Raw genomic sequence first — 12647 nt, 5'->3', positions numbered from 1 at the left:
AAGTTGGATAAACGCAGGAGGTAAAAGATCCTTGGCACAACATGTTCTGGTAGTTTTTCCTCATCCAGATGATGAAACATTTGGCTGTGGAGGGACCATAGCCCTATTCACTAAATCGGGTATACCGGTTACTTATGTTTGCGCCACCCTGGGCCAAATGGGACGCAACATGGGGAAACCATTTTTCGCCACCCGAGAGTCGCTGCCTCACGTTAGGGAAGCAGAGCTGGAAAAAGCTTGTCAGGTTCTTGGCATCAAACATGTGATTAAACTCGGTCTGCGGGATAAAATGATCGAGTTTGAGGAACCTGAAGCACTTACTAGCAGGCTGGAACAAATAATCCGCGAGGTTAGGCCTTCGCTGGTACTTACCCACTATCCCGGATATGCGGTACACCCGGATCACAATGCACTTGGGGAAGTGACTATCCGGGCTATTTCTGGTCTTTCCGCTGACGAACGCCCTGTGGTTTACGCACATGCTTTTGCACGCATGTGTCAGGATGTAATTGGTCCGCCGGATATCAACAACGATATCTCTGCCGTGGTAGATATGAAGCTGGCAGCAATTCGGGCACATAGGTCACAGTCACAACTGATGTTTGGTCACTTGGAGGATGTTCAATTCAAAGAAGGGACATCGAAAAGCTCAATTTCTCGCTTTCTCGAGCAAGAGTCTTTCTGGACCTATCGTTTTAATTAAGTGCGACTAAACTTCAGATGGAGTTTAAATTCCACCTGAAGTAAGGCTTCTTTATTGACAAACCGGTCTTAATTTAGTACTATATTTGTACCGGTGGTGATCATGCGATGAATATTAAAGAAGATATTAGACCTATTTCATATATTAAAGCCAATGCGGCTGAGATTCTGGAGCAAGTGAACGAGACCCACAGACCCGTCTATGTGACTCAAAACGGTGAGGCTAAGGCGGTTCTGGTGGATACTGAATCCTACGAAAAAATGAAGAAGGCCATCGGTTTGTTAAAACTAATGGCCCAAGGCGAACGTGATATAGTCGATGGAAAAGTTATGTCACAGGAAGACTTTTTTTCAGACTTAGATCGTGACTTTGACGCTATTACACCATGACTATAGAGGTATATCAGGTCTTCTGGACACAAACTGCCCAGCAGGATTTAAAGAAAATAATTGAATATATTGCCCTTGACAGTGAAATTCAAGCAAGAAGAGTCTATCTGGCTATTAAAGAAAAAGCCGATAACTTACGGCTATTGCCGCTACAGGGAAGAATTGTTCCGGAATTAGGATTTTTTAGTATAATAATCTACCGGGAATTAATTAGCCCGTCTTGGCGAATTATTTATAAGACTGAAGCAAATAAAGTATGGGTGCTTGCAGTAATTGATGGAAGAAGAAATGTGGAGGACATATTGCTTGACAGGTTCATTTGATTACCTACAACCGCTTCCAATTAACTTGGGAACGGTTGTTTTATTTGCGCCGAAATTCAAAAACAAATCAAGGAGTTTGGGCATTCATGCAGAATTTATATACTCATGCTGTAAGTGAAGCTAGTGTGGGATAATGTAGTAACAAAGATCCTTAGGACGATAGATATAGGCAAGTTGCTAAACAGGGAAGGTAAGGAAAGGAATTGAACGCCATGATGGACAAAGCCCTCCGGGTTTTACAGAAATATTTCGGATACTCTCACTTGCGGGAGGGCCAGGAAAAAGTCATCGCGAGTTTGCTTCAGGGATCTGATACTTTAGCCATTATGCCGACCGGAGCAGGGAAGTCTTTGTCCTATCAGATTCCGGCGCTTTTGTTCGAAGGGGTCACCCTTGTTATTTCGCCTCTAATTTCTCTTATGAAAGATCAGGTCGACGCGCTTGAGCAGTATGGAGTTCCGGCGACTTTTATTAATAGTTCCCTGACGCTCAGGGAAACCCGGAATCGGATCGAGAAGGCCCGTCTCGGGGAATATAAGCTGTTGTACATAGCTCCGGAACGCCTGGAGACGGAGAGCTTTGCCTCCTTGCTAGAGTTGCTGCAAATCTCGTTTGTGGCCATTGACGAGGCCCACTGTGTTTCTCAATGGGGCCATGATTTTCGACCGAGCTATCTGCGCTTGGGGCCGTTTTTGCAGGGACTCCCACAGCGGCCTTTGGTCGGTGCTTTTACCGCTACGGCGACCGCAGAGGTCAAACAGGATATCGTGCGCCTTCTGCGGTTACAACGTCCGAAGATATTCGTCACCGGTTTTGACCGACCGAATCTGACGTTTTCTACCTTGCGCGGGGAGAACAAAAAAGTGTTTCTTCTTCAATACGTGCAAGCGCATCCGGAGCAATGCGGAATTGTTTACGCAGCCACCCGCAAAGAGGTGGATACGCTGCAGGCATTTTTGGCCGGGAAAGGAATTAAAGCGGGTAAGTACCATGCCGGAATGAATGACTTGGAGCGGCAAAAGAGCCAAGAGGATTTCCTGCATGATCGGGTGAATGTGATTGTGGCGACGAATGCCTTTGGTATGGGGATTGACAAGTCCAATGTGCGCTACGTGCTTCACTATAACATGCCTAAAACCATGGAAGCGTATTATCAAGAAGCCGGACGGGCGGGCCGGGACGGAGAGCCGGCAGAATGTATCCTTGTGTATTCTCCCCAGGATGTCGTGTTGCAAAGGCACATGATTGAACAAACCACCTTGCACCCAGAACGCAAGCTGAGTGAACTGAAGAAAATGCAGGAGATGGTGGATTACTGCCATACAACCCGGTGTTTGCGCAAAACGATCCTGGAGTACTTCGGGGAAAATGATGTGCCTCAAGAATGTGGCAACTGCGGGAACTGCAAGGATGACCGCGAAACAGTGGATTTCACGATTGAGGCGCAAAAGATCTTTTCCTGTATCTACCGTATGCGTGAGCGTTTTGGGATGAATTTGGTTGCAGAAGTGTTAAAAGGTTCGCGCAATAAAAAAGTCCTCGACCTAAAGTTCGACCGGCTCTCCACTTACGGCTTAATGAATCAGATGCCGGTTCAGGAAATTAAAGACTGTATGAACTATTTAATCACAGAAAACTATTTGCGCTTGAGTACAGGGGAGTACCCGCTGGTTAAACTGGAACCCAAAGTTGTGCCTGTCCTGAAAGGGGAGGCTCAAGTTTTTCGAAAGGTTCTCCGCAAAATAGAGAAGAAGAATACCGATCCGCAGAGCTTGTTTGAACGCTTGCGCGGTTTGCGCCGTGCCATCGCAGCGCGGGAAAAGCTGCCGCCGTACATGATCTTTGCAGATAATACCCTGCGGGAGATGGCGGAGTTCTGTCCGACTGAGCGCACGGCGCTCCTGCGGATCAACGGCGTGGGGGAAAGAAAACTTGAGAAGTATGGCCCGGAGTTCCTGACTGAAATTTGTGCGTTTGTGGAGGGGCAGGAAACTTACGGGGTCTGACATAAAATATCAGTGAGGGTAAGTAACCCCTAATCCCTCTGGGTGCCTGACTGTATACAAGAGAACTATGTTTTAATACTAAAGCAATTTATATACATTTGATGCAAATTGCTTGAAATCGTCTAGGTGGTTTAAACTTGAATATACAATCTTATTATCAATTTCCAGGTAGTCATGGACAAGGATATTTCGGAACCCGGCAACCATTTTCATCTTGTCAGCCAGTCTGTCGGTAATGATTCCTTCCTCGGCCAAAACTGAAAAACTTTCGGCATATCCCTGAGGAGTACGATAACCTCTGTCAGCAATAATGTGGTTGGCTATATCAATACAGGCTTGAGCCGCGACCTGTAGGTTGCGTTCCGCCCTGTCTCTTAGCGCTTCACTATTGTTGTATTGTTCCCAAGATTGTAATGCAATTTCTTTTAGCTTGCGCATCGCCTGCTCAAGTTTTACCAGCCTTTGTTCGATTTTATCTTTATCAACCACCAAAACCACCCTCCTGTATGCGTCTGGCCAGACCTTCGGAAAATATCCTCTGTGCCGTTTGATAATCGAAATACCGGTCAAGTATTTTAACTTTGAAATTTACTATCTGACTGTCCGAATTATTTCCGGCAAATAATAATTTTCCGTCTCTTATCACCCGGTATCCTAGACTAGGAGGTGCCTCATTCAGCACGATCAGTTCAACTCTGTCCGTGCCTAGAATTATTGACAGTTCTCCTAATAACCGCAACCGTTCTGGCAGGTACAATTCCCGATCAACAGATTTTTCAAACAAGACAGCCAGGTCAATATCGCTTAAGGGCGTTGGTCGATCGGCGGCATACGAACCGAAAAGGTATAAGGCAACTATGCTGTCTCTATGCTTGATGAGTTCTATAAAACTTTGGAGTCGCGCTCTTAATTCTGCTTTTGAAAAGATAATGTTCTGAGACATAAAAACACCCCCGCAAAACTCTAAATTTATTATACCTCATTCTACTTGTTTTTCCCAGTTAATTCCTTCATTAAGCGCTTGAGCAGTGTAATGGAAGGACGAGCAAAGGGCATGAAACTTGTTGCGGTTGGAGATTCGATTACCGAAGGGTACCCGTATAGCAAGCACGAATCCTGGGTGGAATATCTAGCCCGGGAACTAAAGCTCGAGATACTGAATCATGGGATATGCGGGGATCTGACACGCGGCATGCGTAAACGGTTTGAGCTGGATGTGCTTGCTTACACCCCGACCCATGTTATCATTCTCGGAGGAGCTAATGATGCCGCTGCCGGCTATCCTCTGGCCGAGGTCAGCGCAAACTTCGAAGCGATGGTGGAAATGAGCCGCCAGCACGGGATTAGTCCCATGCTTGGGCTGCCCACCCCATCTCTCTTGCCGGCAGAAGAAAAGTACCTCATGCAATACCGAAATTGGCTCAAAGATTATGCAGGTCGAGAAGGGATTCCCTATATCGATTTTTACAGTCCGTTCCTGGCGGCGATTAACGAAGGGCAAGCTGATAGGCTTTTCGTTGATGAGGTACACCCCAGTCTTGAGGGGTATAAATTGATGGGGGAAACGGCTGTGCACAGCTTGGCGGGGATGCTCATTTTATGAGCTTATTCCTCACCATTACCAGCGGTAAGCGGATGGTGACTAAGGTAAAAGCAATCAGCCACACCAAATGGATGAGCATGCCCCAGTAAACCTTGCCCAGGACGAGCGGACGGATGACTTCAACGGCGTGATAGAGCGGAGTAAGCGCGGGGAGAAATTGAATAGCCGGCGGGAGAATTTCACCCATTAAAAGTCGTCCATGCTCACGGGTGTTGCGACCATGCCGTGAAATACTTTCTGATGGCCCATGCGGGTAAAGCTGCCATAAGATTATCCTCTTGCGCTACGACCCCTAGGCGCGCTTTCACCCCCCGCGGTTTAGCCATGATGTCTTGTTCTAAATTGGAAACCACTGAAAGTGTAGCGATGAAGGATGTGCATTTTCGAAAAGAATTGCTTGATAATTTAGCAAGTACTGGGGGAAATATTAAAAATGACTTTTGACGAACTTGCTAATTTGTGCATTTAAGAGTGACTAACTAGCTCCAATTTACTTGTTCGAGAATAGACACATTTTGGGACTGCATCTATGAGAGGTTATATTGGCGATAACCCCCTTTTTTCTTTGGTCCTCATTTGTAGAAAAAAGAAAGACTGCCTTAAGCGGAAAGATTTCTTGGCGGAACAAAAGATGCGTGATGAAAATAAAACGACAATGGCACGGATCCGCGTCTCTAAGCCAAAACAAGCCAAGGTGCATGCCGTGAGCCCAAAAATCGGTCGCAATTATCCGTGCCCCTGTGGCAGCGGCAAGAAACCAAAAAATGCTGCGGGAGAAGCGATGGGTGAGAAATGTCTCTTTAGCCTTTCGCATTAAAGCAATTTATGTACATATGACGCAAATTGTCTGAAGTCGTCAAGGTAGTTTATACTTGAGTAGACAATCTTATGATCAATTTCCAGGTAATCATGGACAAGGATATTTCTGAACCCGGCAATCATTTTCATTTTGTTAGCCAGTTCCTTGGGAATAAGTTCTTCCTCGGCCAATACCACGAAACTCTCAGCATACCCTTGAGGAGTACGATACCCTTTGTCAGCAATAATGTGGTTGGCGATGTCAATACAAGCTTGAGCCGCGACCTGTAGGTTGCGTTCGGCCCTGTCTCTTAGTGCTTCATTATTGCTGTATTGTTCCCATGAATGTAAAGTGATTTCCTTTAGCTTGCGCACCGCTTGCTCAAGTTTCACCAGTCTTTGTTCGATTTTGTTTTTACCTTCTATTTACATAATAGATTTTGTATTATTTTTTTATCACTTGGGTTAAATGATTTTAATAGATTCTGGTTAGTATAGGTGCATAAAGAAATTAAAAATTAAACTAATTTGAGAGGGGTGAAAATAAAAACGATAATTGAAACAATAGAATGTTTTGTAGGTAAAATTTAAAAACGGAGGTAGATTCGGTGATGAAAACAATGAATGTATTTGTTATGAAGCGCATTGATGAAGTAGGCTGGATGGAAAAACCAATCCCGGATTTAGGTCCGAACGATGCTATCATTAAACCAACAGTGGGTTTAGTTTGCACCTCCGATATTCATACTTTAGAAGGTGCAATCGGTGAGAGGGAGAATCTCACCCTTGGTCACGAAGTTGTAGGTATTGTCTATAAGGTAGGTAGCGAAGTAAAGAGCGTAAAAGAAGGAGATCGGGTAGCTGTTGGAGCTATAACACCTTGTTTTAAATGTGAAAATTGCTTAAGAGGTTTTACTTCCCAGTGCACAGAAATGTTGGGTGGATGGAAATATGCAAATGTTAAGGACGGTATATTTGCTGAATATGTCCATGTAAATGATGCAGAAGCTAATTTAGCAATTATACCTGATTCTGTTAACGACGAAGCAGCTGTCTATACTGTAGATATGATGTCAACTGGTTTTATGGCCGCAGAAAATGCTGATATTCCACTAGGTGGCACTATAGCAATTTTCGGACAAGGACCTGTTGGCCTGATGGCAACAGCAGGAGCACGATTGCTTGGTGCAGGTTTAATTATTGCTGTAGAGTCTGTACCAAAACGTCAAGAAATGGCCAAACAATTTGGGGCTGATATTATTGTTGACTTTACAGAAGTAGACCCTGTAGAGGAGATTTTACGGTTAACTGGCGGGGAAGGTGTAGATTCTGCAATAGATGCAGTAGGCTCTCAGGTAATTTTTGAGTCATGCGTAAAGGCTACTCGACCTGGTGGTACCATTTCCAATGCAGGTTACCATTCTAAGGGTGATTATGTTATGATTCCACGGTTAGCCTGGGGTGTAGGAATGGGTGGTAAAACTATTAAGACAGGATTGTGCCCAGGCGGAAAGGAACGCCTAGGTCGTTTGCTTAGACTGATTGAGACAGGGAAAATCGATCCAACTCCGTTAACTACTCATAAATTCTCGTTTAGCGAATTAGAAAAAGCATTTAATCTAATGAAAACAAAGGAAGATGGAGTAATTAAGCCACTTATCATTTATTAAGGATTTTTATAGGAATGTTTTATAGGGGAATTCCAAAAAGTACTAAGAACTTTTTGGAATTCCCCTTTTTAAGGGTAATGTCCAGTATTTTCGCGGGTTCCGGGACTTGGAGCACGCTCCATCATTGTATGGGGGACTAACCTATTGCTGGGTGTATACACTGACGTATTCCTGCTGCATACATCATGGCTGATCTGACTGAAGTCAGAGGAATTCCCGGCGACGATCTTAAAGCAAAAGCGGGCATCAAGTGAATACATAGAGATATTAGCTAAGAATATTAGGCAAAAAATCCTACTATAAATGCAGAATTTATAATAGGTGATTGTAATGAACTCTTGGCAACGATTAATTCCTACGACTGGTATAGGAATTATTGGCGAGGTGTGATCTTCCTTGATCCCTACGCCATGAATTTAAAATGGAGTTCGTTAGCCGCCATAGCCCAAACTCAAGTATTGGATAGACATTTTGAGACAAGTTGATGCAAGGGTTCGCTTTATCTCGTTTGAACCATTAATCGATAAGGTAAGTTATCCGGATTTATCCGGAATTGATTGGGCAATCGTAGGTGGAGAAAGTGGACCGGGGGGCAAGAAAGATGGAACCTGAAGGGGTTCTTTCCTTGAAAGAAGAATGCCATCGTCAAAATGTGATGTTCTATTTTAAACAGTGGGGTGGAACAAACAAAAAGAAAAACGGGCGAATCCTGCTCGGGCAGACTTGGGATGCCATGCCTGAAATTGGTGCGAAATAATTGAATGCATTCATCAAAGCTGGTTGATGCTTACTTTATGAGCTTATTCCTCACCATCACCAGCGGCAAGCGGACAGTGACTAAGGTAAAAGCAATCAGCCACACCAAATGGATGAGCATGCCCCAATAAAGCTTACCCAGAACCAGCGGTCGGATGACTTCAACGGCGTGATAGAGCGGGGTAAGTGCGGGCAGAAATTGAATAGCCGGTGGAAGGTTGTCGATCGGGAAGAAGATCCCGGCAAACAGAAACATCGGGGAAATAAAGAGGGTAAAGAAATAGCCGAAGGAGTCATAATTCGGGGCGATTGCGGTCCAAATCAGGGAAAGGATCGAGAAGACGGCTGCCATAAAAAAGAGAGGGATAACGGCAAGGAGTGCCCATGGAGATTTGACGATACCGAATAAGGCAACAACTATGAAAAAAACAAAGCCGTAAAGTATCCCTTTGAAGGTTCCGTACAAAATTTCACCCATTAAAACGTCGTCCATGCTCATGGGTGTTGCGACCATGCCGTGAAACACTTTCTGATGGCCCATGCGGGTAAAGCTGCCATAAGTCATTTCATAAGTAGTGGCAAACATGGCTGAGGAGGCAATCAAACCGGGAGCGAGGAAGTCCAGATAGGACAAGCCTTGGATTTGGGTCACATAGACCCCGAGCCCAAAGCCCATCGCCCAGAGATAGAGCAGGGGCTCCACGAAGTTGAACATGATCGTGGCCACCCAAGTCTTCCTAAATACCTTAAGGTTGCGGAGAAACACCCTATAAACAAGGGGCCAGGATAGATCAGGTTTTTCGCTGATTCCATGAAGCAGGGACAGCTTGCTAAGACGCGTGTTGGGCATTATATCTCTACTCCCTTTCCTCACCCTCTGCTGCATCCAGGAACTCACCGGTTAATTTGAGATAGACATCTTCGAGGGTCGTGGGGCGCAGGCGCTGGAAAGCCAAAGGAATCTTGGCGGCGGCAGCCTGCTTTTTAACTTTTGCGGACAAAAATTCCCCTTGTTGGGTGAAGATTATAAGATCATTACCCAAAACTTGATGAGATTTAACCAAAGGCCCTCCCCACTTAAGGAAAGTATCCACTAAATCCTTGGGAATTTTTGCTTCCTGGGAAAGTCCCAATTCCAAGGCTTCGCGGCCGACATGTTTTTGCACTAGTTCGGCAGGAGAACCTTGTTCGAGGATTTCTCCGTGGTGTAAAATGAGAAGCCGGTCACAGAGTTGGCTGGCTTCTTCTAAGTAATGGGTAGTTAGCAGCATGGTCGTTCCGCTCTCCTTCAGCTGGCGCAAGCGCTGCCAGACGAGGCGGCGGGCATAAGGATCCAGCCCGGTGGTAGGCTCGTCCAGGATGAGCAGTTCCGGCTGATTAATTAAAGCGCGGCCGATGGTCAAGCGCCGCTTGAGCCCGCCGGAAAGGTTTTCTACCACGTCATTCGCTTTGTCCTCCAGGCCCATGAAGGAGAGTATCTCATCAGCCCGTGTGCGGGCTGCTTCCCGGCTCGAGCGGAAATAGGTAGCATACACAAGCAGGTTTTCCCGGACGGTCAGTTCGGGGTCCAGGTTATCCTCCTGGGCCACGACTCCCAGGTGGGCTTTCACCTCACGGGGATTAACCATGATGTCTTCTCCTAAGACATATAGCTTGCCTGAGGTAACCGGGGAAAAGCCGTATATCATTTTAACTGTGGATGTTTTGCCTGCTCCATTAGGGCCTAACAGCCCGAAACATTCTCCCAGGTGGACGGAGAAATCGATCTCATTGACTGCGGTAAAGCTGCCATAGCGTTTGGTTAATTTCCAGGCTTTGATCGCGTCGTCAATCAACATTATTCAGACTCCTTTTGGTAGTATGCCTTGATCATAGCACGCGGAGTACCAAACTGTCATTGATTTCTAGGCTTATTTCTTTTATGGGTAACGATGTCGGCATATCATTATCCACGCGGATCTGATCCCGCCGTCTTTGCTGGAGAGGGCTGCCAAATTAGGGCTGTACTTCTATGAAAGAATCCTAAGAAGTTCTTTCGAATACTTTTCTGAAATGGAATCCATAGATGGAGAAGGTGACGGCCAAGGGAAAATTCTTGGGAGACTTAAATAAAGACCAGAAGATCAGTTTCCAGTAATAACGTCTTTCCTTACCGATGATGCCTAAACGGATGACGGTTCTGAAGAAGGCCATGATGTAGCGAACATTCAGATGCACCATCGGAGGCTTTTCAGGGGTGTATTCCTTGAGAAAGGTCAGCACACGCTCATAATATGTTTTGGGTGAATAAATGGTATCCACGATCCTTTGATAGCCTTTGACCAGTATTTCTCTGTCCATTTTGGGAATAAAGTTCATGGTAAAGTTTGTATTATTCCCGGAGAAATCTTCCATCAGTCGGCCTTCTCCGGCTAAGCGCCGATACAGTTTCGTCCCTTTGGGTGCATTCAATAACCCAACCATGGCTGTGACGATACCGCTCTCCTGGATAAAGCTGATCAAACGATCAAAAATGGTTGCGTTATCGTTATCAAATCCTACGATAAATCCCCCTTGTACCTGTAGCCCGAACTTTTGGATTTTTTTTACGCACGCGATCAAATCGCGGTTCTTGTTCTGCATCTTGTTGCATTCAGTCAAGCTATCCTCATTCGGTGTTTCGATGCCGATAAATACGGTATCGAAACCAGCTTTTACCATCAAGCGCATCAATTGTTCATCGTCCGCAAGGTTGATGGATGTTTCCGTCAGAAAGGCAAAAGGATATTTCTTTTCTGTCATCCAATCAATCAGCGCGGGTAATATTTCTGCGATCAATTTTCTTTTATTACCGATAAAATTATCATCGACAAAAAAGACTCCTTCTCTCCAACCTGAATTATAAAGAGCGTTCAATTCCTCAAGCAATTGGGAAGTATCCTTTGTCCTTGGTGTGTGTCCATACAAGGAAGTAATGTTGCAAAAATCGCAATCAAAGGGACAGCCGCGGGAGTATTGAATGTTCATGGTTGCATACTTTTTTAGGTTAATGAGATTCCACAATGGCACAGGGGTTTTCCGCAAATCAGCCCATTCCGGAGACGTGTAAAGGTGTGCTGCTGCCGCTCGCTCAATATCGCTGAGAAAAGCAGGCAAGGTCAATTCCCCTTCATTCAGTACAAGATGATCCACATCATCGAATTCCTCAGGTTCGGAAGTAAAGAGGGGTCCACCGGCGACCGTCTTTATCCCCAAACGCTTACAACGGTCAATCACTTCCCTGGCGGATTCTTTCTGGACAACCATGGCGCTGATATATACGAAATCAGCCCATAAGATATCTTGATCCTTTAACTTTGTCACATTCATATCGATCAGTCTTTTTTCATAATGTGCGGGAAGCATGGCTGCAACGGTCAACAGGCCAAGGGGCGGATAACCGGCTTTCTTGAACACAAACTTCAGAGCATGCTGAAAGCCCCAATAGGTAATGGGATTTTTGGGATAGACTAAAAGAATTTTCATCGGGATCACCTTTCCTAAAATAGAATAGGGGTTGCTTTTTGATATTCTCTCTTGATATTCCCTTAGTATTCTTATTATACCATTATACCTTTTTTATCCCACTTGGTTTTTCATTTTAATTCTTGTATTTGTAATTTCCCAGTCTTTTGATGAAGCACCGGAGGCAATGATGTGATTGTTCCGTTCGAACGCAAAACTATGTCCGCGCTCTGTGATAGAATCGAATAAAGATAGAGTAAAAATATTCCATTTAGCCGGAAGTTGTCGGAAATTTTATACAAGTCATTTCTATCAAGTCATTTCTATAGTGAAGAATTTTGGCAGGATTTGCAAGAATTGATGAAGTCCATTGTATTTCCCAATGGGGCCATGATTTTCGGCCGATCTATCTAATCTCGGAAAACTATTTGCGTTTGAGCGCAGGGGAGTACCCGCTAAATAAAACTCGAACCTAAAGTCGTGCCGGTGCTTAAAGGAGAGGCGAAGGTTTTCCGCAAGATTGCCCGCAATTGTTATAGTTGTCAATTTGCTGAATGCGTGACAGAATAAAAGCAAGGGAATCGTAATGATGTCAGATGGAAGGTTGGATCAATCTGATGAAGGGTGTCCAGAACAAGATTATTTTTGAGTTGTCACCTGAGTTGAGGGTATCGAATACGCTCAGTCTGGAGGGGCCTTTGGCTGAACTTTTTAGGCCTTTCGCCCGCCGGATTGTCACTTTGTCAGATGAGTATGGCAACACCCTGATGGCCATGGTCAATGCCAGGGGTACGACAAAAACCCCGGCGGTTATAACCGTCAAACCGGCCGCCGAAGCGCACAACCGCGAGAGTTCCTGCACCATCTTCACCCCTTCCGTCACGGCCCACTGCGTCGGTTACTTTTGAGGCTTCCC

At 45.2% G+C, this 12647-nt stretch carries 17 protein-coding genes and 1 pseudogene; 10 read left to right on the top strand and 8 right to left on the bottom strand.

Annotation, left to right across the window (positions count from 1 at the left end; all coding sequences use genetic code 11):
* The first annotated feature begins 31 nt into the window (after positions 1-31).
* From bshB2 to recQ, 4 genes and pseudogenes are all read left to right on the top strand, one after another.
* Positions 32-703: a bacillithiol biosynthesis deacetylase BshB2 gene (gene bshB2 / locus ACYQ2N_RS08320; protein WP_459998755.1), complete on the top strand. Its 672-nt coding sequence runs from the start codon at positions 32-34 to the stop codon at positions 701-703.
* A gap of 107 nt (positions 704-810) precedes the next feature.
* Entirely contained in the window at positions 811-1092 is a 282-nt protein-coding gene (locus ACYQ2N_RS08315; protein WP_459998753.1) for a type II toxin-antitoxin system Phd/YefM family antitoxin, read from the top strand.
* Entirely contained in the window at positions 1089-1415 is a 327-nt protein-coding gene (locus ACYQ2N_RS08310) for a type II toxin-antitoxin system RelE/ParE family toxin (protein ID WP_459998751.1), read from the top strand. Before ACYQ2N_RS08315 ends, ACYQ2N_RS08310 begins: the two co-directional genes overlap by 4 nt.
* A 212-nt stretch (positions 1416-1627) precedes the next feature.
* A pseudogene (recQ, locus tag ACYQ2N_RS08305) lies at positions 1628-3397 on the top strand (DNA helicase RecQ); the annotation flags it as partial.
* A gap of 102 nt (positions 3398-3499) precedes the next feature.
* Here the strand turns inward: recQ and hepT (ACYQ2N_RS08300) are convergent.
* The gene (gene hepT, locus ACYQ2N_RS08300; RefSeq protein WP_459998750.1) at positions 3500-3910 is read right to left on the bottom strand and encodes a type VII toxin-antitoxin system HepT family RNase toxin; all 411 of its coding nucleotides are present in this window, start codon (positions 3908-3910) and stop codon (positions 3500-3502) included.
* On the bottom strand, positions 3903-4364 hold the full coding sequence (gene mntA, locus ACYQ2N_RS08295; RefSeq protein WP_459998749.1) for a type VII toxin-antitoxin system MntA family adenylyltransferase antitoxin: 462 nt from the start codon (positions 4362-4364) through the stop codon (positions 3903-3905). The genes hepT (ACYQ2N_RS08300) and mntA overlap by 8 nt, the downstream gene beginning before the upstream one ends.
* 111 nt (positions 4365-4475) lie before the next feature.
* Between mntA and ACYQ2N_RS08290 the strand changes: the two genes are divergently transcribed.
* Complete coding sequence (locus ACYQ2N_RS08290; RefSeq protein ID WP_459998747.1) at positions 4476-5024, top strand: SGNH/GDSL hydrolase family protein; 549 nt, start codon at positions 4476-4478, stop codon at positions 5022-5024.
* On the opposite strand, the gene ACYQ2N_RS08285 is transcribed toward ACYQ2N_RS08290, so the two are convergent.
* Entirely contained in the window at positions 5014-5211 is a 198-nt protein-coding gene (locus ACYQ2N_RS08285) for an ABC-2 transporter permease (protein WP_459998746.1), read from the bottom strand. The two genes, ACYQ2N_RS08290 and ACYQ2N_RS08285, sit on opposite strands and share 11 nt — an antisense overlap.
* Before the next feature lie 16 nt (positions 5212-5227).
* Positions 5228-5350: a hypothetical protein gene (locus tag ACYQ2N_RS08280; protein ID WP_459998744.1), complete on the bottom strand. Its 123-nt coding sequence runs from the start codon at positions 5348-5350 to the stop codon at positions 5228-5230.
* Positions 5351-5655: 305 nt separating this feature from the next.
* Here ACYQ2N_RS08280 and ACYQ2N_RS08275 point away from each other — a divergent pair, with 305 nt between their 5' ends.
* Positions 5656-5841, top strand: coding sequence for an SEC-C metal-binding domain-containing protein (locus ACYQ2N_RS08275; protein ID WP_459998743.1), 186 nt, complete (start codon positions 5656-5658; stop codon positions 5839-5841).
* Here the strand turns inward: ACYQ2N_RS08275 and hepT (ACYQ2N_RS08270) are convergent.
* Positions 5838-6215: a type VII toxin-antitoxin system HepT family RNase toxin gene (gene hepT, locus ACYQ2N_RS08270; protein ID WP_459998741.1), complete on the bottom strand. Its 378-nt coding sequence runs from the start codon at positions 6213-6215 to the stop codon at positions 5838-5840. The two genes, ACYQ2N_RS08275 and hepT (ACYQ2N_RS08270), sit on opposite strands and share 4 nt — an antisense overlap.
* A gap of 218 nt (positions 6216-6433) precedes the next feature.
* Between hepT (ACYQ2N_RS08270) and ACYQ2N_RS08265 the strand changes: the two genes are divergently transcribed.
* The 3 genes from ACYQ2N_RS08265 to ACYQ2N_RS08255 all read left to right on the top strand — a co-directional run bounded on the left by ACYQ2N_RS08265 (position 6434) and on the right by ACYQ2N_RS08255 (position 8249).
* A complete protein-coding gene (locus ACYQ2N_RS08265) occupies positions 6434-7492 on the top strand; it encodes an NAD(P)-dependent alcohol dehydrogenase (protein ID WP_460000491.1) in 1059 nt (352 codons plus the stop codon).
* Between the two features lie 471 nt (positions 7493-7963).
* On the top strand, positions 7964-8104 hold the full coding sequence (locus ACYQ2N_RS08260; protein ID WP_459998740.1) for a DUF5131 family protein: 141 nt from the start codon (positions 7964-7966) through the stop codon (positions 8102-8104).
* Positions 8094-8249 carry a DUF5131 family protein gene (locus ACYQ2N_RS08255; protein WP_459998739.1) on the top strand — a complete coding sequence of 52 codons (156 nt, stop codon included), beginning with the start codon at positions 8094-8096 and terminating at the stop codon, positions 8247-8249. The genes ACYQ2N_RS08260 and ACYQ2N_RS08255 overlap by 11 nt, the downstream gene beginning before the upstream one ends.
* A gap of 30 nt (positions 8250-8279) precedes the next feature.
* Here the strand turns inward: ACYQ2N_RS08255 and ACYQ2N_RS08250 are convergent, their stop codons facing one another.
* The 3 genes from ACYQ2N_RS08250 to ACYQ2N_RS08240 all read right to left on the bottom strand — a co-directional run bounded on the left by ACYQ2N_RS08250 (position 8280) and on the right by ACYQ2N_RS08240 (position 11752).
* A complete protein-coding gene (locus ACYQ2N_RS08250; RefSeq protein ID WP_459998738.1) occupies positions 8280-9098 on the bottom strand; it encodes an ABC transporter permease in 819 nt (272 codons plus the stop codon).
* A 7-nt stretch (positions 9099-9105) separates the two neighbouring features.
* The gene (locus ACYQ2N_RS08245; protein ID WP_459998737.1) at positions 9106-10086 is read right to left on the bottom strand and encodes an ABC transporter ATP-binding protein; all 981 of its coding nucleotides are present in this window, start codon (positions 10084-10086) and stop codon (positions 9106-9108) included.
* 184 nt (positions 10087-10270) lie between these two features.
* Positions 10271-11752 carry a B12-binding domain-containing radical SAM protein gene (locus ACYQ2N_RS08240; protein WP_459998735.1) on the bottom strand — a complete coding sequence of 494 codons (1482 nt, stop codon included), beginning with the start codon at positions 11750-11752 and terminating at the stop codon, positions 10271-10273.
* A gap of 596 nt (positions 11753-12348) precedes the next feature.
* Here ACYQ2N_RS08240 and ACYQ2N_RS08235 point away from each other — a divergent pair.
* On the top strand, positions 12349-12639 hold the full coding sequence (locus ACYQ2N_RS08235) for a hypothetical protein (RefSeq protein ID WP_459998734.1): 291 nt from the start codon (positions 12349-12351) through the stop codon (positions 12637-12639).
* The last annotated feature ends 8 nt before the right edge of the window (positions 12640-12647 follow it).

Source organism: Paradesulfitobacterium aromaticivorans, assembly GCF_054657415.1.
The sequence above is the reverse complement of the archived record's forward strand: the minus strand, read 5'-3'. Positions and strand labels throughout refer to the sequence as shown.

What these genes read in the sequence shown, in the direction of transcription:
- ACYQ2N_RS08315 (WP_459998753.1), top strand. Translation starts at nt 811, where the DNA reads ATGAATATTAAAGAAGATATTAGACCTATTTCATATATTAAAGCCAAT.
- ACYQ2N_RS08310 (WP_459998751.1), top strand. Translation starts at nt 1,089, where the DNA reads ATGACTATAGAGGTATATCAGGTCTTCTGGACACAAACTGCCCAGCAG.
- mntA (WP_459998749.1), bottom strand. Translation starts at nt 4,364, where the DNA reads ATGTCTCAGAACATTATCTTTTCAAAAGCAGAATTAAGAGCGCGACTC.
- ACYQ2N_RS08290 (WP_459998747.1), top strand. Translation starts at nt 4,476, where the DNA reads ATGAAACTTGTTGCGGTTGGAGATTCGATTACCGAAGGGTACCCGTAT.
- ACYQ2N_RS08285 (WP_459998746.1), bottom strand. Translation starts at nt 5,211, where the DNA reads ATGGGTGAAATTCTCCCGCCGGCTATTCAATTTCTCCCCGCGCTTACT.
- ACYQ2N_RS08280 (WP_459998744.1), bottom strand. Translation starts at nt 5,350, where the DNA reads ATGGCTAAACCGCGGGGGGTGAAAGCGCGCCTAGGGGTCGTAGCGCAA.
- ACYQ2N_RS08275 (WP_459998743.1), top strand. Translation starts at nt 5,656, where the DNA reads ATGCGTGATGAAAATAAAACGACAATGGCACGGATCCGCGTCTCTAAG.
- ACYQ2N_RS08265 (WP_460000491.1), top strand. Translation starts at nt 6,434, where the DNA reads ATGAAAACAATGAATGTATTTGTTATGAAGCGCATTGATGAAGTAGGC.
- ACYQ2N_RS08255 (WP_459998739.1), top strand. Translation starts at nt 8,094, where the DNA reads ATGGAACCTGAAGGGGTTCTTTCCTTGAAAGAAGAATGCCATCGTCAA.
- ACYQ2N_RS08250 (WP_459998738.1), bottom strand. Translation starts at nt 9,098, where the DNA reads ATGCCCAACACGCGTCTTAGCAAGCTGTCCCTGCTTCATGGAATCAGC.
- ACYQ2N_RS08245 (WP_459998737.1), bottom strand. Translation starts at nt 10,086, where the DNA reads ATGTTGATTGACGACGCGATCAAAGCCTGGAAATTAACCAAACGCTAT.
- ACYQ2N_RS08240 (WP_459998735.1), bottom strand. Translation starts at nt 11,752, where the DNA reads ATGAAAATTCTTTTAGTCTATCCCAAAAATCCCATTACCTATTGGGGC.
- ACYQ2N_RS08235 (WP_459998734.1), top strand. Translation starts at nt 12,349, where the DNA reads ATGAAGGGTGTCCAGAACAAGATTATTTTTGAGTTGTCACCTGAGTTG.